The organism is Phenylobacterium sp., assembly GCF_036402295.1.
GTDB lineage: Bacteria > Pseudomonadota > Alphaproteobacteria > Caulobacterales > Caulobacteraceae > Phenylobacterium.
Genome location: NZ_DASWTE010000035.1, coordinates 1 through 17,775, shown reverse-complemented (window position 1 = coordinate 17,775; position 17,775 = coordinate 1). Strand labels below are relative to the sequence as shown.

The 17,775-nt window shown below is 69.2% G+C and carries 12 protein-coding genes and 1 tRNA gene; 8 read left to right on the top strand and 5 right to left on the bottom strand.

Annotation, left to right across the window (positions count from 1 at the left end):
- Positions 1-2: 2 nt before the first annotated feature.
- Positions 3-1,196: a trans-sulfuration enzyme family protein gene (locus VGD44_RS02030; protein ID WP_331083352.1), complete on the bottom strand. Its 1,194-nt coding sequence runs from the start codon at positions 1,194-1,196 to the stop codon at positions 3-5.
- 97 nt (positions 1,197-1,293) lie between these two features.
- Between VGD44_RS02030 and VGD44_RS02025 the strand changes: the two genes are divergently transcribed.
- Positions 1,294-2,214 carry a LysR substrate-binding domain-containing protein gene (locus tag VGD44_RS02025; RefSeq protein ID WP_331083350.1) on the top strand — a complete coding sequence of 307 codons (921 nt, stop codon included), beginning with the start codon at positions 1,294-1,296 and terminating at the stop codon, positions 2,212-2,214.
- Here the strand turns inward: VGD44_RS02025 and VGD44_RS02020 are convergent.
- Together VGD44_RS02020 and VGD44_RS02015 are read right to left on the bottom strand one after the other, a co-directional pair.
- Positions 2,211-2,681 carry a RidA family protein gene (locus VGD44_RS02020; RefSeq protein ID WP_331083348.1) on the bottom strand — a complete coding sequence of 157 codons (471 nt, stop codon included), beginning with the start codon at positions 2,679-2,681 and terminating at the stop codon, positions 2,211-2,213. The two genes, VGD44_RS02025 and VGD44_RS02020, sit on opposite strands and share 4 nt — an antisense overlap.
- 75 nt (positions 2,682-2,756) lie before the next feature.
- A complete protein-coding gene (locus VGD44_RS02015) occupies positions 2,757-5,246 on the bottom strand; it encodes a TonB-dependent receptor (protein WP_331083346.1) in 2,490 nt (829 codons plus the stop codon).
- Positions 5,247-5,690: 444 nt separating this feature from the next.
- On the opposite strand from VGD44_RS02015, the gene VGD44_RS02010 reads away from it, so the two are divergent.
- The 5 genes from VGD44_RS02010 to VGD44_RS01990 are packed head-to-tail and all read left to right on the top strand — an operon-like array spanning position 5,691 to position 11,287.
- A complete protein-coding gene (locus tag VGD44_RS02010) occupies positions 5,691-6,989 on the top strand; it encodes a CitMHS family transporter (RefSeq protein ID WP_331083343.1) in 1,299 nt (432 codons plus the stop codon).
- Positions 6,990-7,044: 55 nt separating this feature from the next.
- Positions 7,045-8,097 (top strand): hypothetical protein, encoded by a 1,053-nt coding sequence (locus VGD44_RS02005; protein WP_331083341.1) that lies wholly within the window; start codon positions 7,045-7,047, stop codon positions 8,095-8,097.
- Positions 8,097-9,332, top strand: a complete 1,236-nt coding sequence (locus tag VGD44_RS02000) for a carbohydrate porin (RefSeq protein WP_331083339.1) — start codon at positions 8,097-8,099, stop codon at positions 9,330-9,332. Before VGD44_RS02005 ends, VGD44_RS02000 begins: the two co-directional genes overlap by 1 nt.
- Positions 9,329-9,775 carry a helix-turn-helix transcriptional regulator gene (locus VGD44_RS01995; protein ID WP_331083338.1) on the top strand — a complete coding sequence of 149 codons (447 nt, stop codon included), beginning with the start codon at positions 9,329-9,331 and terminating at the stop codon, positions 9,773-9,775. The genes VGD44_RS02000 and VGD44_RS01995 overlap by 4 nt, the downstream gene beginning before the upstream one ends.
- A 33-nt stretch (positions 9,776-9,808) precedes the next feature.
- The gene (locus tag VGD44_RS01990) at positions 9,809-11,287 is read left to right on the top strand and encodes a tripartite tricarboxylate transporter substrate-binding protein (protein WP_331083336.1); all 1,479 of its coding nucleotides are present in this window, start codon (positions 9,809-9,811) and stop codon (positions 11,285-11,287) included.
- An 81-nt stretch (positions 11,288-11,368) separates the two neighbouring features.
- Here VGD44_RS01990 and VGD44_RS01985 read toward each other — a convergent pair whose 3' ends face one another.
- On the bottom strand, positions 11,369-13,585 hold the full coding sequence (locus VGD44_RS01985) for a TonB-dependent receptor (protein WP_331083334.1): 2,217 nt from the start codon (positions 13,583-13,585) through the stop codon (positions 11,369-11,371).
- Positions 13,586-13,999: 414 nt separating this feature from the next.
- Here VGD44_RS01985 and VGD44_RS01980 point away from each other — a divergent pair, with 414 nt between their 5' ends.
- Positions 14,000-15,331, top strand: a complete 1,332-nt coding sequence (locus tag VGD44_RS01980) for a dicarboxylate/amino acid:cation symporter (protein WP_331083332.1) — start codon at positions 14,000-14,002, stop codon at positions 15,329-15,331.
- Between the two features lie 10 nt (positions 15,332-15,341).
- Complete coding sequence (locus tag VGD44_RS01975) at positions 15,342-17,378, top strand: PepSY domain-containing protein (RefSeq protein ID WP_331083330.1); 2,037 nt, start codon at positions 15,342-15,344, stop codon at positions 17,376-17,378.
- Positions 17,379-17,596: 218 nt separating this feature from the next.
- On the opposite strand, the gene VGD44_RS01970 is transcribed toward VGD44_RS01975, so the two are convergent.
- Positions 17,597-17,673: transfer RNA gene (locus tag VGD44_RS01970), tRNA-Arg, on the bottom strand.
- Positions 17,674-17,775: the final 102 nt, after the last annotated feature.

Sequence of the window (17,775 nt, the reverse complement as noted above, 5' to 3'; positions counted from 1 at the left end):
TTTCAGGCCCGGCGCTGGGCGGCGTCGGGTCGGGTGGCGGCGAGCCGGCCGAAGGCGGCGGCGAGGTCCGCGTGCAGGTCGGCGGCATCCTCGAGGCCGATGCTGAAGCGGACGACCGGCCCCTGGTGGGGAAGGGGCGCGACCGTACGCAGGGGCGGGCGGTCCAGCACCGCCACCAGGCTGCGCGTGCCACCCCAGCTTGCTCCGATGGCGAACAGCCTGAGGGACTCCACCGCCTCGGCCAGGACCGGTCGGGTCCAGGGCTCGAGGAAGACCGAGAACAGGCCCGCGCCACCGGTGAAATCCCGCTTGAAGAGCTCGTGCCCGGGGCTGGAGGGGAGGGCCGGGAAGCGGACCTCCGCCACGCCCGGCTGGGTCGCAGCCCAGGCGGCGAGCCGCCCCGCGCTCTGCTCGGCCCGGTCCATGCGGATGGCCAGGGTTTCGAGGCCGCGCAACACCAGGCTGCTTTCGTCGGCGGAGACGCCCAGGCCCAGGAAGCGGCTGTAGTCCTTGAGGCGGCGGTAGAGCGCCACGTCGGCGACCGAGACGGAGCCCATCATCACGTCGGAATGGCCGGCGACATACTTCGACAGCGCGCAGACCGAGAAGTCGACCCCATGCGCCAGCGGCTTGAAGCGCAGCGGGGTGGCCCAGGTGTTGTCGGCGGCCACCTTCGCGCCGCGGGCGTGGGCGGCCGCCGCGATGGCCGGAACGTCCTGGACTTCCATGCTCATGGACCCGGGGGATTCCACCCAGACCAGCGCGGTCTCGTCCCTGAGATGGTCGGCGATGTCCGCGCCCAGCATCGGGTCGTAGTAGCGCGATCCGATGCCGAGGCCGGCCAGGAACGTGTCCGCAAATGGGCGCACCGTGTCGTAGGTGGTGTCGGGGAAGAGCACCTCCTGGCCCGGCGCCGCGGTGGCCAGGGTGGTGAGCGCGATCGCTGAGAACCCCGAGGGGAGGGCCAGGGTGCGCGCCGCGCCCTCCAGCCGGGCCAGCCGCGTCTCCAGCTCGCGCGACGTGGGCGTGCCGTAGAGCCCGTACGAGAAGCCGTCATAGATCTCGTCGCGCCGCCCCTGGTAGGCGGCGACGGTCGGGAAGACGACCGTGGAGGCCCGATGCACCGGCACTGACAGGCTCTCGAACGGCGCCTCCAGCCCCTGTCCGGGCGTCACGCAGAGGGTGGGGTCACGCATCTCGACTGCTCCTTGCGGGACCAGGCGTAGCCCGGCCTTGGAAGACGTTCAAATTCATAGTTGCGGCGTAAGCATGCGTGCAGGTTATGCTTGGCGCATGAACCTCACGCTCATCGAAGCCTTCAGCGCCGTGATGAAGACCGGCTCCACCACGGCCGCCGCGGAGCTGATGCACATCTCCCAGCCGGCGATCAGCCGCTCGCTGAAACGGCTCGAGGACACCACCAAGCTGAAGCTCTTCGAGCGCAGCGGCCCGCGCCTGACGCCGACGCCCGAGGCGCACCTGCTCTATCAGGAGGTGCTGGACACCTTCGTGGGCATGGACCGTCTGCGCCAGTCTGTGGCGCGGATGCGCGCCGTGGGCACCGGCTCGGTGCGGATCGCGAGCTCCGCGGCGCTGGGGCTCTCGTTCGTGCCCAAGGTGCTGAAGCGTTTCGCCGACCGGCGGCCCGACGTCTCGATCCGCTTCGAGATCGGCAACTCGGTCACCGTGCGCAACCTGGTGGCGTCCGGCGCCTACGACATCGGACTCTGTGCGGAGGAGATCGACCGCAGCAACCTGGTGGTGAAGCCGTTCATCGAGACGCGCGGGGTGTGCGTGCTCCCGGCCGGCCATCCGCTCGCGGCCGAGGCGGTGATCCGTCCGCAGATGCTGGACCGCCAGCCGGTCATCTCGCTCGCGCCCGACGACACGGCGCGCCTGCAGTTCGACGCCGCCCTGGCCGCCGTCGGAGCCCGGCCGAAGGTGGTGGTGGAGACCCAGTTCGCCGCCACCATCTGCCAGCTCGCCATGGAGGGGGCCGGCATCGGCCTCACCAATTCGCTGACCTATGTCTCCGACCGGTTCGAGCCGCTGGGGCTGGTGGCCAAGCGTTTCGAGCCGGCGATCGCCTTCCGCTCGCTGATGATCCTGCCGCCGCATCGGGCGCGCTCCCGGCTGGTGGACGAACTGGTGGTGCTGCTGGAGCAGGACCGGGACGCGCTGTCGCGCGCCTGCGACGCCCGCTTCGGCGCCTAGGACGAGACGGCGAAGGCGGCCGCCACCTCGACGGCGGCGCCCAGCGGCAGGCTTGCGGCCCCCACCGCGGCGCGGGCGTGGCGTCCGGCGTCGCCGAACACCTCGACCATCAGGTCGGAGGCGCCGTTGATCACCTGCGGGTGCTCGCTGAAGCCGGGCGCAGCGTTGACGAAGCCGGTCAGCTGCACGCAGCGCACGACCCGGTCGAGGTCGCCGCCCAGGGCGTCCCGCAGCTGGGCCAGGATCGCCAATGCGCAGAGCCGCGCCGCAGCCTTTCCGTCGTCGACGGTCAGGTCCGTCCCCACCTGGCCGGTGACGAGGCGCTCGCCGTCGCGGGGCAGCTGGCCGGAGACCGCAGCCAGGCCGGCATGGACGACGACGGGAACGTAGTTGGCGACGGGCGCGCCCGCCGGCGGGAGGACGAGGCCGAGCGCGATCAGCCGCGCCTCGAAGGAGGATTGGGTCATGGGACGCCCTGGGGCCGCGCCTGGGAGGGGCGCGGCCCTGCACTGGAAGGGAAGGGGAGGAGGTAAAGGCGGCGCCTAGAACTTCCCCGTCAGGCGAACGTAGTAGAAGCCGCCGTTGAAGCCGAAGGGCGAGAACTGCGGATAGACGATCCCGTTGTTGATCTGCGCCTGGCGCCGGTCCTTGTCGGGATAGGCGTCCAGCAGGTTGTCGGCGCCGACGGCGATGCTGAGCTGCTCGGTTGCCTGGTAGCTCACCTCGGCGTCCACCAACCACTCGGCCCCGAACTCCTGGTCGAAGGAGAGCGCGGTCGGCGTGGCGTTGGGGACCGCGTCGATCCACTTGCCGTAGTAGTTGGCGCGCAGGAGGACATTCCAGCGGCCGCTCTCCCAGGTCCCGGCGACGTTGCCGCGCCAGCGCGGGTTGAAATGGCCGATCTCGATGCGGCGCTCGCGGTCGACGGCGCGCGGATCGCGCAGGTTGGTGACCTTGCTCTTCGTGTAGTTGGCCGCCGCCGTCAGGCCGAGCTTGCCCATGTCCGTCGTCCAGGACCTGGACAGCACCACGTCGAGGCCTTCGGTCTCGGTGTCGAAGAAGTTGCCGAAGAAGCGCACGCTCTGCAGGTCGCCGGCCGGCGTGCCGCGGGCCGCCAGCGCCGCGCGGTCGGCGGCGGTGATGGTGATCCGAGAGGTCAGCGCAATGCGGTCCTCGACCTCGATGTTGAAGTAGTCGGCGGTCAGCACCCAGCCGCCGACGTCCAGGACCGCGCCCACGGCCCAGTTCCTGGACTCCTCCTCCTTCAGGGGCTTGGCCCCGTAGAACTGGGCGATCGGGTCGGTGGGCGGGCGGGTGGCGATCAGCAGCAGGCCGCCGGTGAGCGGGTCGATGTTGGTGGCCACGTCGGAGATGTTCGACTGGCCGGGCGTGGGGGCGCGGAAGCCGGTGTTGACCGAGCCGCGGATCGCGAAGCCGTCGAACAGCTCATAACGCCCGGTGAGCTTCCAGTTGAAGGTGGAGCCGAAGTCGGAGAAGTCCTCGTAGCGGATCGCAGCCCCTAGCGTGAGCTTGTCGACCACCTCGGTCTCGAGGTCGAGGTAGGTGGCCCAGTTGCTGCGCGAGAACGATCCGGCCGAGGCCGGCGTGTAGCCGGGGAAGCCGCTGGAGCCAACGGCCAGGCCGATGATCCGGCCGGTGTCAGGGTCGGTGAGGCTGGCGAAGCGGCCGGCCTGGTAGGAGGCCGGCTCGCCCGGCTTGATCTCGAAGGTCTCGCGCCGGTACTCCGCGCCGAAGGCCACGTTCAGCGGCTCGGCGAACATCCCGGTCTCGAGCGGATAGACGAAATCGGCGTTCAGCCGCGCCTCGCGCTGCTGCAACTCGCCAGCCCGGAAGGACGAGGGCGAGTCGGGCCCGAGCGAGGGGTTCACGGTGTTGTCGAGCTTGAACTCGATCTCGTTCTGCGCGAGCCCGGCGCTGAAATCGTAGCGCAGGCCGCCGAGGGCCTCGCCCTTGGCGCCCGCGGTCAGGCTCATGTCGAGCATGTTGCTGCGGAAGATGGGCGCGAAGCCGCCGGGGAAGCGGCTCGTGAAGCTGAAGCGCGGGCCGCCGGGGAGGTTGGTGAGCGGCACGCTCGCGAACACGTCGGCGCGGCTCAAGGGACGGTAGAAGAAGTCGGACTCGGCCGAGGCCTGCCCGAAGTTGCCGAAGGCGTAGGCGGTGACCTGCGCCGTCGCGGGGAGCTCGGCGTTGAAGAACAGACGGGCGGCGTCGACCTTGGGCGCGCCCCAGCGCTGAGCCGGGACCGGGACGGCGGTGTTGCCGGCGTTGATCAGGGTCTGGGCGTCGGGCCGCTGCTGGCCGCGGGAGGTCTTGGCGGAGCTGGAGAGCTCGGCGCTGAGGTTGAAGAAGCCCTCCTCTGTGAGCGGCAGGCCGGCGTTGAGCTGCAGGTTGTAGTCCTCGCCGTCGCCTTCATAGAACTGGCCGTAGCGAGCGATGGCGGTGATCCCCTCGTTGGCGCGCTTCAGCTGGAAGTTGATGACGCCGGCGATGGCGTCGGAGCCGTACTGGGCGGCGGCCCCGTCCCGCAGCACCTCGATGCGGTCCACCGCGATCGCGGGGATGGACGACAGGTCGGATCCCTGGGCGCCGGCGGCCAGCGGCTGGTTGGTGATCTGCACCACGGCCGAGCGGTGCCGGCGCTTGCCGTTCACCAGCACCAGGGTCTGGTCCGGCGGCAGGCCGCGCAGGCTGAAGGGACGCACGAAGGCCGAGGCGTCCTGGGCGACGAACTTCTGGACGTTGAGGGAGACGACGGTGGTCTTCAGCGCGTCGTTGAGGTCGGACGCGCCCTGCCGCTGCAGGGTCTCGCCGCTGACAACGTCGACCGGCGTGGAGGACTCGGTCAGCGTGACGCCGGCGCGGCGGGTGCCGGTGACGACCACCTCGTCCACCTGCTCGGCGGCGGTCGCCTGGGCAAGCGCGGCGCCCGGCGCGCCGAGCACGGCGCTCGCCGCTGCTGCCGAGATGGACGCCAACAGCGCCGTACGCGCGACGGAACGTCTCGAACCCATGCCAAACCCCCTCGTTGCTGTGGGCCGCCTCGGGTTTCCCTCGCCGGCACGGGAGCGGACCACGAGGGGTATCAGCACTTCAAATGCGGATTTGAGCGTCATTATGCACTGGAGTTATGCAAGCCTGCGATGGTCTGGAGGGGCTCGATCGGCTCGTTTCGCAACTCGGTGGAGGAGAAGACCGTCGCCTGTCGGCCGCGAAGCGGACGATCCTGGCGTTGGTGGTCGGCGTCTTCCTTCACATCCGCCACGTCCACCGCCCCAACGTGGCGCGCGATAATCCAAAGGACGGACCGCCGCGGGACGGAATGGCGGCGGCCTCCGGCAAATGACGCATGAGGACTGGGCCGCCTCACGGCACCCTGGACACGAGTTCGGGAGGAAGCGCGTGGCAAAGACCACACCAGTGCGGGCGGCAGGCTCGGTCGCCGAGAGGCCCATGGCATGCTGACGCTGCTGGCTTTCGGCATGGTCGCCACGTTCATGACCCTGATCATGAGCGGACGCGTCTCGGCGCTTGTCGCGCTGGTCATCACGCCCATCGTCTTCGGGCTCGTCAGCGGTTTCGCGCCACAGCTCGGGGCCATGATGCTGGAGGGCATCAGGAGCCTCGCCCCCACCGGGGTGATGCTGCTCTTCGCCATCCTCTTCTTCGGGTTGATGGTCGACGCGGGACTCTTCGATCCGCTGGTCCGCTTGATCGTGCGGGTCGTTCACGGGGATCCGGTCCGGGTCATCGTGGGATCGGCCGTCCTGGCGCTGCTGGTCTCGCTCGATGGCGACGGCTCCACCACCTACATCATCTGCGTATCGGCGATGCTTCCGCTCTACCGCCGGCTGGGCCTCAATCCCCTCATCCTGGCCTGCATCCTGATGCTGGCCTGTGGCATCACCAACATCACGCCCTGGGGCGGGCCGACCGCGCGGGCCGCGAGCGCGCTGAACCTGTCTCCAGGCGACCTCTTCGTTCCGATGATCCCAGCCATGCTGGTGGCCGCCCTCTGCGTCCTGGCGTTCGCCTGGATCCTCGGCCGGCGTGAGCGCAAGCGCATCGGCCTCCTGCAGGCATCCGACGCGCAGCTCACCGAGGAACTCGTCGGCGCCAACGATCCCACGGAGCGGCCGAAGCTGCTGCCGGTCAACCTGGCCCTGACACTGGCCCTGTTGGCCGGGCTGGTCATCGGCGTGCTGCCGCTGCCGGTCCTGTTCATGATCGCCGCCGCCGCCGCCCTGGTGATCAACTATCCCGACCTGGCGATGCAGAAGGCGCGCATCGCCCACCATGCGCCTAACATCCTGGCCGTTGTGGCCCTGATCTTCGCGGCGGGCGTCTTCACCGGCATCCTGAATGGAACGGGAATGACCGACGCCATGGCCGGCAGCGTGGTCAGGATCCTGCCGCCGGCCGTCGGTCCGTACATGGCCCCGATCACGGCCCTGCTGTCGATTCCGTTCACCTTCTTCATCTCCAACGACGCGTTCTTCTTTGGCGTCCTGCCGATCCTCGCCGAGGCAGGGAGCCAATACGGTGTCGCGCCGGAGGAGATCGCGCGCGCCGCGCTGACAAGCCAGGCTGTTCATCTCCTCAGCCCCCTCGTGCCGTCCACCTACCTGCTGGTGGGCCTCGTCGAGCGTGACTTGGCCCAGCATCAGCGCTTCACGATCGGCTGGGCGGTGCTCCTGTCCCTGGTGATGCTCGTGGCCGGCCTTCTCTTCGGTGTGATCCCCCTGACCGGCGGTTGAGCCGCCGCCCCTTCCACATCGCGGCGGGCGCCGCCGCATACCAAGAGGAGCCAACGTGAAAACGCTGAAGGTCTATGCCGTGGCGGCCGCCGTCCTCACCCTTGCCGGGGCCGCATACGCGAAGGGCGAACTGTATTCGCTCGAGCGCGCAGTCACCTTGCCGAGCACGAATACGGACTGGGACTACGTGAAGCTCGATCCGCAGAGCGGGCGCCTGTTCGTCGCCCGCCGCAAGGATGGCCTGAGCGTGTTCGACGTCCGCACCCAGCGGCTCATCAAGACGATCGAGAATTCCGTAGGCGCAAATGGACCGCTGCTGCTGCCCGAGTTCAATCGTGGCTATGTCGCGATGACCGACGGATCCGTCCTGATCTTCGACCTGAAGGCGTTGCGTCCGATCGACCGGGTGAAACTGGACGCCGGCGGCCTCAACGGAGCAGTCTACGAGCCGACGACGAAGCGGGTCCACGTTCTGGTGGGCGCCCGGCCGGACAAGTCCACCTGGTACCACCTGGACGCCCCTACGGGCCGACTGCTGGGGAAGACCGAATTCGCCAGCAAGAAGATGGACGACCCAGCCGCCGACGGCCGCGGCCACCTCTACGCCCCCCTGCGGGATCAGCACCTCGTCCTGAAGCTGCGCGCGAGCGACCTGAAGGAGGAGGCGCGCTTCAGCCTCGGACCCTGCAAGCAGCCCGTGTCGGTGGAGTACGACCATCACGCCGACCGGTTGCTCCTGGGCTGCCGCGGCGACGCCCCCGTCTTCCTCGCGCTCGACCCAGGCACCGGCGCGATCGTGGGCCAGGTGCCCATCGGGCGCGGTGTCGACGGCCTGGCCCTCGACGAGACGCGCAACCGGATCGTCACCACCAACGGCGGCGACGCGACCATGACCCTGATCCGCCGGCGCGGGCCGGACGACTATGTGCTCGAGGGCTCGGTCAGCACCCGCCCTAGGGCGCGCACGATGCAGCTCGATCCGACGGACGGACGGGTGTTCACGGTGACGGCCAATTTCACGCTGCCGGCGGCCGACGAGCCCAACGCCGCCCCGCCGGCGGTCTTCCATCCGAACAGCTTCACGATCCTCACCTATCGGCCCAACTGATGACGCCGGCGGCCTGGGCATCGATGTCTTCCGCAGCGCTGCTCGCGCTGGCCTGGCCAGCGGCGGCGCAGGACACCGCGGAACAGCGCGCCGGCGTCGAAGCCGGCCCGGAGCGGGATGAGGTCGGAGGGCCTTTCCAGTTCTCGGTGATGTACACCGGCGATCTCTGGCGCAACGCGCGGGGCGGGCGGCGTCGGGGGGGCGCCTACCTCGACAACCTCGACGTTGCGCTCGAGGTCGACGCGGAGCGGGCCTTCGGCTGGCGCGGCGCGACCATCCTGGTCTCGGGCCTGCACAACAACGATCGGAGGCTCTCCGAAACCCTCGTCGGTGACCTGCAGGTCGCCAGCAACATCGACACCTACGGCGCGACCCGGCTGTACGAAGCATGGGTCCAGCAGCAGGTTGCGGGCGGATCGCTGAAGGCCGGCGTCGTGGACCTCAACAGCGAGTTCGACGTCAACGAGACCCGCGCGCTCTTCATCAACAGCTCACACGGCGTCGGCCCGGAGTTGAGCCAGGTGGGGCAGACGGGGCCGTCGATCTTCCCGATCACGGGCCTGGCGGTCCGCGTCCTGGGGCGCCCGGCCCCGGATTGGACGGTCAGGCTTGCCGCCTTCGACGGCGCGCCGGGCGATCCCCGGCGCCCACGGCGCACCCGCCTTCACCTCGATGGACGCGAGGGCGCGCTGCTGATCGGCGAGATCGCCCACGGACGGGCCGACGGGCTGCGCATCGCGCTCGGCGGCTGGCGGCACACGGGCGAGATGAAGGACTTCGAGCGCCGGGCGCCGGGCGGAGCGGTGGCGACGCGGGGCGGCTCCGGCGGCGGCTACGCCGTCGTGGAGACGGCGCCGCAGCCGGTCGGCGATCGGGCGCTGCGCCTGTTCGCCCGCGCCGGTGCGGCTGAAGGGCGGTCGCATCCGGTCGACCGAAGCCTGAGCGCCGGCGCGGTGCTGAGCGGTCGACTGATCGGATTCGAGGAGGAAGCGCTCGGATTTGCCGTCAGCGCGGCCCGCCTGGGGCGCGCCTACCGCCGGGCGGCCGGGCTCGTCGGCGATACGCCGGCGCGGCAGGAGATCAATATCGAGCTCACGTACAGGTTCCGCCCGACGCCGTGGCTCGTGCTGCAGCCCGACGTCCAGTACGTGATCGATCCCGGCGCCGATCGAACGCTCCGCAACGCCCTAGCCTTCGGCCTGCGCTTCGAGCTGTCGGCGGGGTTCAGCCGATGAGCGGGGCGTATCGCCGGCCGAACCCGGTGTTCAGCGCGCAATACGCGGCGATCCGGGAGGCGCCCATCGCGGCGCGACAGGAGCAGCAGCTCAGCCAGCGCATCCTCGCCGCCCGCCTTGGCAGGAGCCACAGTCACGTGGCCCGGATCGAATGCGGTCAGCGCCGCATCGACGTCCTCGAACTCTACCTGATCGCCCGCTGCCTGGGGGTGGAGCCCACGTTGCTGTTCGATGCTTTGGCGCGTCGGCTCGACGGCATGGAACAGCGTTCCAAGGATCGGAGGCCGCCTCGGCATGGGCGCTCCGCGGGATTGCGCCGAGTGGAAGCTCCGTCGGATGACGGATGCCTTGCGCGGTCCCTGGCCGCACCTTCGGCCCGTCGGCGCCGGTTGCTTGACGGTCAAGATCAAAGGCGGCTTAGTCGCGTGGAGCTTCCGGCTTGACACGGAGGCCGTCGGAGGAAGCGAAAGTACGATATGGCGCGCCAGCTTCGGGGGCTGGGCTGTTGGATCGCTGCCGTTATCGGGCGTGTGTGGGTCACATCGTCGTGCGGCTGGCTTTCCCGGTCATTTGCAGCGATCGCCACCGCGTCTGCGTGCCTCTGTTCGGCTGCGGCCGCCCAACCCCTCGAAAAGCTCGTCCTGGTGGTGCCGGGCTCCGAAGGCGGCGGATGGGATCAGACCGCCACGGTCATGAAGCAGGCGCTGGAGGCCGAACGCCTCGTCCGCAAGGTCGTCATCGTCCGGCGTCCAGGTGCAGGGGGCCTGATCGGGCTGGCCCAGTTTGTGGAGGCTCGCCAGGGTGACCCCTCCGCCCTTCTGGTCGGCGGGGCCGTCATGGTCGGCGCGGCGCAGATCAACAAGTCGGCCATCTCCCTGCGCAACGCCACGCCCATCGCCCGCCTGACCGGCGACTACGAGGTGATCGCCGTTCCCGTCGCCTCACCGATCCACCGCATCGACGACCTGGTGGAGGTCCTTCGTCGCCGACCTGGGACGCTTCACTGGGTCGGCGGTTCGACGGGCGGGCCTGACCAGCAGCTCCTCTGGCAGCTTGCCGCGCGGGTGGGCGCATCGCCCGACATGGTCCAGTACGAGCCCACACCCGGCGGGGGCGATGTTTCGGACATCCTGGACGGCGGCAGCGCACGCCTCGTGGGCATCAGCGGCTACTCGGAGCTTGCGCCCTACGCCGCCGCCGGCCGGGTGCGGATGCTGGCCGTCTCGGCGCCCTCCACGAAGCCTTTCGCCGGTCTTCCGACCTTGCGGGGCAGCGGTGTCGACGTGACGATGATGAACTGGCGCGGCGTGTTCGCCGCGCCGGGCCTGGAGGAGGCTGACCGCCAGCGGCTGGTTTCCCTCATGACGCAGATGAGCCGCAGCCCCGTCTGGGCCCGGGCCCTGGAGCGGCATCGCTGGCAGAACGCGTTCCTGGCCGACGCAGAATTCGGGACCTTTGTCGCCGCGGAGCACGAGGCCTTCATCAGCCAGCCGCACGTCGACGCCGACGGCGACGTTCGCGACCTCGTCGGCCTGCTGGCCCTGCGCTACCAGCTGGCCCTCTTGATCGGCATAGTCGCCCTGGCCATCATCGGCGGGCTTCTGTGGCAACGGCATCAGTCCACGCGCCGCGAAAAGGACCTTCAGGCGGCCCTGGAAGCGATCCCGAGCCTCGATCCATTGCCGGGGCAGGCGAGCGTGCAGGCGGCGGTGGTGGCGGAGATCAACCGCGAGTTCGATTCCTGGAAGCTGTCCGCCGCTGAGCGCGACGTCGCCTGGTTCATGCTAAAGGGGCTTCCGATGAAGGAGATCGCCCGCCTGCGCGGGACCAGCGAGCGCACGGTCAGGCAACAGGCGCAGGCGATATACGGCAAGGCCGGCCTCGAGGGGCGATCCGATCTCGCCGGGCATGTCCTTCACGAGTGCATGGCGTCGACGGCGCCGACCGCGGCATAGCCGCCGCTCATCGCCTGACGTCGGATTCCGGAACCGCCTGGCGTCGCCGGGACGGGCCGGCAAGGCCCGCCCCAAGCGGGATCAGAAGCGCGTCCGCACGGTGAGCGAGATCGCCCGCGGTTCGCCGGGGAACACCGCCAGGTCACCCTGTCCGCCGGCGCTCTCGTAGTAGCGCTCGTCGAAGATGTTGGAGACCTTGAGCGTGAAATTGATGTCGCGGACGGCGTAATAGAGCGCGACGTCCACCGTCGTGTAGGCCGGCAGCGGCAGGGTCGCCGTGCTCGTTCGGGTCGGCATCAGGCCGGCGCGCTCGCTGCTGTAGGCGACGCCAAGACCGAGCCCCAGGCCTTCGAGGGCTCCCCCCTGGATGTCGTAGCGCGTCCAGAGGTGCGCGTTGTGCTCCGGGGCGTTCGTCAGCCAGGCCCCCACCTGGTTGGCGACGTTCGACTCGGTGACCTTCGCGTCGAGGTGCGAGTAGCCCGCTGCGATCTGCCAGTTGGGAAGCGGCTGCGCGTTCGCCTCGAGCTCCACGCCCCGCGACCGCTCTTCGCCCACCTGCTCCGCGCATGTCCCGAGCGGGCAGGTGAAGGTGTTGATGACGTTCTTCTTCCGGATGTCGAAGACGGCGACCGTGAAGGTCAGCCGGTGGTCGAGCAGGTCGGCCTTGACGCCCCCTTCGATGGAGCTCGCCGTGGTCGGCGAGAAGCTGTAGCGGCCATTGATGTCCTGGTTGGATGGCGGCACCGGCACGAAGGACGTCGAATAGCTCGCATACAGCGACCATTGCTCGGTGGGCTGGAAGACGATCCCCGCCATCGGCAGCCAGTCATGGTTCGACGCCGCCTGCTTGGGCACCCCCGCAAGCCGCCGCTCGTCTATGCTGAGCTCCTCCTTTGCCCAGCGCAGTCCCACGAGGGCCTTCAGCTTCTCGCTGAAGGTGATGAAATCCGAAACGTAGACCCCCCGGGCGTCCGACACGGAGTACCGGTGGTTCAGGTTCGCGGGGGTGTTGGGGTTGACCAACGGGTAGGCCGAGAGGGGCAGGACCCGCCCGTATGCGGGGTTGAAGATGTCGATGTTCGCCGACAGCGGTCCGGTCGCGGGCGCGTTGAAGAACTGCAGCCGGTTGAAGTCGGAGATCTCGCGTCCGGCGCTAGCGCCGAAGACCAGCTTGTTGCGGATCGGCCCGACGCCGAAGTCTGCGACGAGATTGGCGTCGACGAAATTGTAGATGCGCGTGTTCGCCTGGCCGCGGGCGCGGCGCGTGACCTGCTGCCGGTTCGCGGTGATCCCCACCACATCCCAGCCGCGGGCCGCGTCCTCGTGGTCCACCCAGCGGTAGCCGAGGTTCAGCTTCAGCGCCGGCGTGAATTCGTGGCTGAAGAACAAGGTCGCCGTCGTTCCGCGCTCGGTCTGATAGTCGCCGGGCTCCTGATAGGTGGTGCTGATGTCGCGGATCAGCCTGACGTCCTTCTGCGGTGCGACCAGATAGCTGTCGTAGTGGGTCTTGGTGCGCCGGTACTCCAGCAGGAGCGTGGCGCGGGTGCGCTCGCCGATGTCCCAGCTGACGCTCGGCGCGACGTAGACCGGATGCTCGTACGAGAAGTCGCGGAAGCCCTTCGTCTCGCCGGCTTCGCCGATCAGCCGGTAGGCCCAGCCGCTGTCGCCGATCGGCCCGGTCGCGTCGAGGTCGACAATGGCGATGCCCGGACGGTGGTAGCTTGCGAGGCCGGCGCCGAAGCGGCCTTCGACGGCCAGTTGGCGGTCGTGCGATGGCTTCTTGGCGATGATGTTCACGAAGCCGCCGGGCTGGGCCTGACCGTACAGCACCGAGGCGGGCCCCTTGACGACCTCCACGTGGTCCGTGCCGATCGTCGGCGGCGAGCCGAAGCGGACCGAGAGCCCCGGGAGCCCGTCGGTGAGGATGGCGTTGCGGTCGCTCGCGGCGGTCTTGAAGCCTCGCAGCGAGATGTCGTAGCCGGTGTTTCCGCCCCGCTGCACACCGGTCATGTACTTGTAGAGGTCGGCGATCTGCGTCACCTCGACCGCGTCCATGAACGAGCGCGTGTAGGCGGCCACGCTGAGCGGCGTGTCGGCGACGGAAATGTCCAGCTTGGTGCCGCTGAAGGCTCCCGTGGCGATGAAGCGGCCGGTCACGACCACCTCATCGACCTCCTCATCACCTTCCCCGGCCTGCGCCCGGGCCGCCGGCGCCGCGGCAAGCAGCGCGAGCAGCGAGCCCGCCAGCAACAGCGTCCGCCGCAAGGATGTGGCCGAATTCAAGCTCACTGTGAGCATCGTATAGTCCTCCCCGACTGCACGCAGATTGCGCGCCGCGGTCTCCGCCGCCGCACCCATAGTGACGAAGGCCTCCCCGGTCGGCCCATCCGTTGTCCGACTGAACCTTGCGCCTGCACGGCCGATCTGATCCGCCAAATGACGGGTGAACCGGCGGCTCCGCAGCCCCTCTGGCGCTCGAACGGCGCCGGGGTCCGACCGGGCGGTGGGCGGCCGGCCAGGCGGCTGCGTCGTGCATTTGTACGGCCCCCGCCGACCCTCCCTAGGTCCAATGTCGGATGCGTCCGATCGCCGGGCGCCCCTCACTGACGGCACGGCGCCCCAGACGCCGACGTCCGGAGGATCCGCCATGCAGCACGACCATGACCCTGGACCCGCCGCATCCGCGTGCGGGATCGCGCAGGGGCGGTGACGATGGTCGGGACGCCCGCGGTTGGCGACTGCCCCGCCGACGCCGCGGCCAAGCCGCGCAGGGCGCATCTGAACCTGTATGTGCAGGTCCTGCTCGCCATCGTGATCGGCGGTCTGCTCGGCCTGGCCTATCCGGACATAGGCGCCGGACTGAAGCCCTTGGGCGACGCCTTCATCAGGCTTGTGACGATGGTCATCGCGCCAGTGATCTTCCTGACCGTGGTCACGGGCATCGCCGGGCCGCGCGACACGGGCAAGCTCGGCAAGGTGGCGCTGAAGGCCTTCGCCTATTTCCTGGTCTTCTCCACACTGGCCCTCATCCTCGGCCTGGTCGTCGCCAATGTGGTCCGACCCGGAGCCGGCCTCCACATCGACCCGGCCACGCTTGATCCGGCGGCCGTGGCTGGCTACGCGGCGGCGGGCCACGAGCAGGGCATCCCCGGGTTCCTGGCCAATATCATCCCCTCGACGTTCGCGAGCGCCTTCACGGAGGGAGAAATCCTCCAGGTGCTGTTCGTCTCGATCCTGTTCGGCGTCGCCCTGGCCATGACCGGCGAGCGCGGCCTGCCGGTTCTCCGCTTCCTGAACGACCTGGCAGGCCCCGTCTTCCAGCTCGTTCATCTGGTGATGAAGGCCGCCCCGATCGGGGCGTTCGGGGCCTTCGCCTTCACGGTCGGACGGTACGGGCTGGACTCGATCGTGAGCCTCGCCGCCCTGGTCGCGACGTTCTACCTGACCTCGATCCTCTTCGTGGTCGGGGTCCTGGGCGCGGTCGCCTGGCTGAACGGGTTCTCCATCCTTCGGCTCATCGCCTACCTGCGCGAAGAGCTGCTGCTCGTGCTTGGGACCAGTTCCTCGGAAGCCGCCCTGCCCAGCCTGATCGAGAAGATGGAGCGGGCGGGCTGTCCAAAGGCGGTCGTGGGCCTGGTCGTGCCCACCGGCTATTCCTTCAACCTCGACGGCACGAACATCTACATGACGCTGGCCGCCCTGTTCATCGCCCAGGCCACGGGCGTCGATCTGCCGCTGCGCGACCAGCTCGCCCTGCTGCTTGTGGCCATGGTGAGCTCGAAGGGTGCGGCAGGCGTCACGGGCGCCGGGTTCATCACCCTGGCGGCGACGCTTTCGGTCGTCCCGGCCGTGCCGGTGGCGGGGATGGCGTTGATCCTGGGGGTTGACCGGTTCATGTCGGAGTGCCGGGCTCTCACAAACTTCATCGGCAATGCGGTGGCCACCATCGTGGTCTCGCGGTGGGAGGGGGCCCTGGACAAGGCGCAACTGGCCGCCAGCCTGCGCCCGTCGCGCAACCCCGTTGCGCCCGATGGGCGGACCTGAGGTGCGCGCGATGCCGAGCGGGTTCCGCAAGACGCTGTTGTGGCTGCATACCTGGGTTGGGCTGACCATAGGCCTGGCCATGGTCTTCCTGGCCGTGACCGGCGGCGTTCTTGTGATGCGGCCGCATTTCGAGCACCGGCTCGAGCGCCGGCTGGTTCAGGCCAGCGAATGCGACGCGCCTATCTCCCTGGACGCGCTCGCCGCAAGGGCGCGCGCGGCGCATCCCCAGGGCAAGCTGGACAGCCTCGAGGTGAGCGCGCAGCCGTCGCGCTCGGTCGCCGTGAAGTTCGCCAACAAGGACCTCGTCTACCTCGATCCCTGCACCGCCCGCGTCCTCGGTGCGAAGAACCAGTACGGCGGACTGTTCGGGGTCATGGACTGGCTGCACCGATTCCGGTTCATGGAAGGCGGGCGGGCGGTCGCCGGCTGGCTGAACGCCGCGATCCTGATCTTTCTCGTGATGGGCGGCGTGGTTCTCTGGTGGCCGCGCTCGCGCGCCGGGCTCAAGACCGCGCTGACCTACAATCCCCGACTGCCCGGGGTGGCGCGGACCCTGAGCCTGCATCGCGTTCTGGGCGCCTACGGCGCCGCCTTGCTGCTTGTCCTCACGCTCACCGGCCTGCCGTTCTCGTTCGACTGGGCCAAACAGGTGATCGCCTGGAGCGCAGGGTCCTCGGTCGACAATCCAAGGCCCAGGTTCGCACCGGTCTCGGGCCCGCGAGAACAGCCGTCCATGGACCTGCTCTGGGCGCGCGCCAAGGCTGTGGCCCCGGACCTCGAATGGGTGGTGCTGAAGTACCCCAAGGCCAACAGCCCCGCCGTCGAAGTCGAGATGCTGGAGCCGGGCGCGCCGCACGAGGAGGCCAAGTCATATCTCTACCTGGAGGCGTCTACCGGCCGGGTGCTGAAATTCAATCACTTCGCCGACCTGCCTCCGGGGCGGAAGGCCTACCTGTTCATCCTGGCGATCCACTCCGGCCTGGTCGGCGGCGCGCCCTATCAGCTGGCCCTGCTGCTGGTCTGCCTTGCCGTGCCCGTCCAGGCCTATTCCGGCTTCAGCCCCTATATCCGCAAGCATTTGCGCAAGGGCGCCAGGAGCGGGCTCACCTTGCGGGTCGTGGCCAGGCGCATGGAAGCGGAGGACGTCTGCGCCTTCGAGCTCGCCGACCCCAGGGGCAAGCCGCTTCCCGCGTTCAGCGCCGGGTCGCATGTCGACGTCCGCATCACGCCCGATCTGGTCCGCCAGTACTCGCTCTGCAACGACCCGGCCGAAACGCACCGCTATGTCATCGCGATTCGGCGAAGGCCGGACTCGCGCGGCGGATCGCGCACCCTCCACGAGACGCTGCAGGTCGGGGACGCCCTGGAGGTCAGCCCGCCGCGCAACCATTTCCCGCTCGCTCACGGGGCGGAGCACTCGCTGCTCATTGCGGGCGGCATCGGCATCACGCCGATCCTGTGCATGGCTGAGCGCCTCGCCAATGTGGGCGCGTCGTTCGAGCTCCACTATTGCGTGACGAGTCTGGCCCGAGCGCCCTTCCGTGACCGTATCGAAGCCTCGACCCTGAGCAGCCGCACAAGCCTCCACGTCAGTGACACAGGCGGACGCCTGGACGTCAGCGGCCTGCTCGCCGGCCAGCCGGCGGGCGCCCACGTCTATGTCTGCGGGCCCACGCCGCTGATCGAAGCGGTGGTCGAAGCGGCCGGCCGGCTCGGGTGGGACGACGCCCGCGTCCACCGTGAGCATTTCGCCGCCGTCGCGCACGACACGACCCACGATAAGGCCTTCGACGTCAAAGTGGCGAGCACGGGCCTGCGCGTGCGGGTCGAGAAGGATCAGTCGGTGATCCAGGCGCTTGCCGCCCACGGGATCGAGATCCCGACCTCGTGCGGGGAGGGCGTTTGCGGGACCTGCCTCACGAGGGTCCTTGAGGGGACGGTGGAGCATCGAGACGTACTGCTGACGGACGAGGAACGATCCCGCCACGATCAGTTCACCCCGTGTTGCTCGCGAGCTGCGGACCTCGAGCTGGTTCTGGATCTCTAGCAGCGCGCTTAGCGGACCTTCAAAGCAGGTCGCACAGGCCTGTTGGTATGCTCGCTGGTATCTAGCCGCATTCCAGACCAGATCCCCCTCGGAAGTTCGAGTCCGCCGGGCCTCCTGGCGCTGGTTCCACCAAGATCCACCCAAAGCCACGCTCCGCGCTAGGGTAGCGGTTAGGGTATCTACGCAGGAAGCGGAATTATTTAATTGATTCAGTGTTCTGGCGGCCCGGGAGGGACTCGAACCCCCGACCTTGGCTTTAGGAAAGCCCTGCTCTATCCGGCTGAGCTACCGGGCCGCGCGGGGACAGGCGGGCGGAGCCGGCGCGCTGTCCTTGGCCGACCGATGCCATGCGCGGGCGGGCCGGGCAACCCGCATTTCAGGCGCAGAGGGCGCGCAC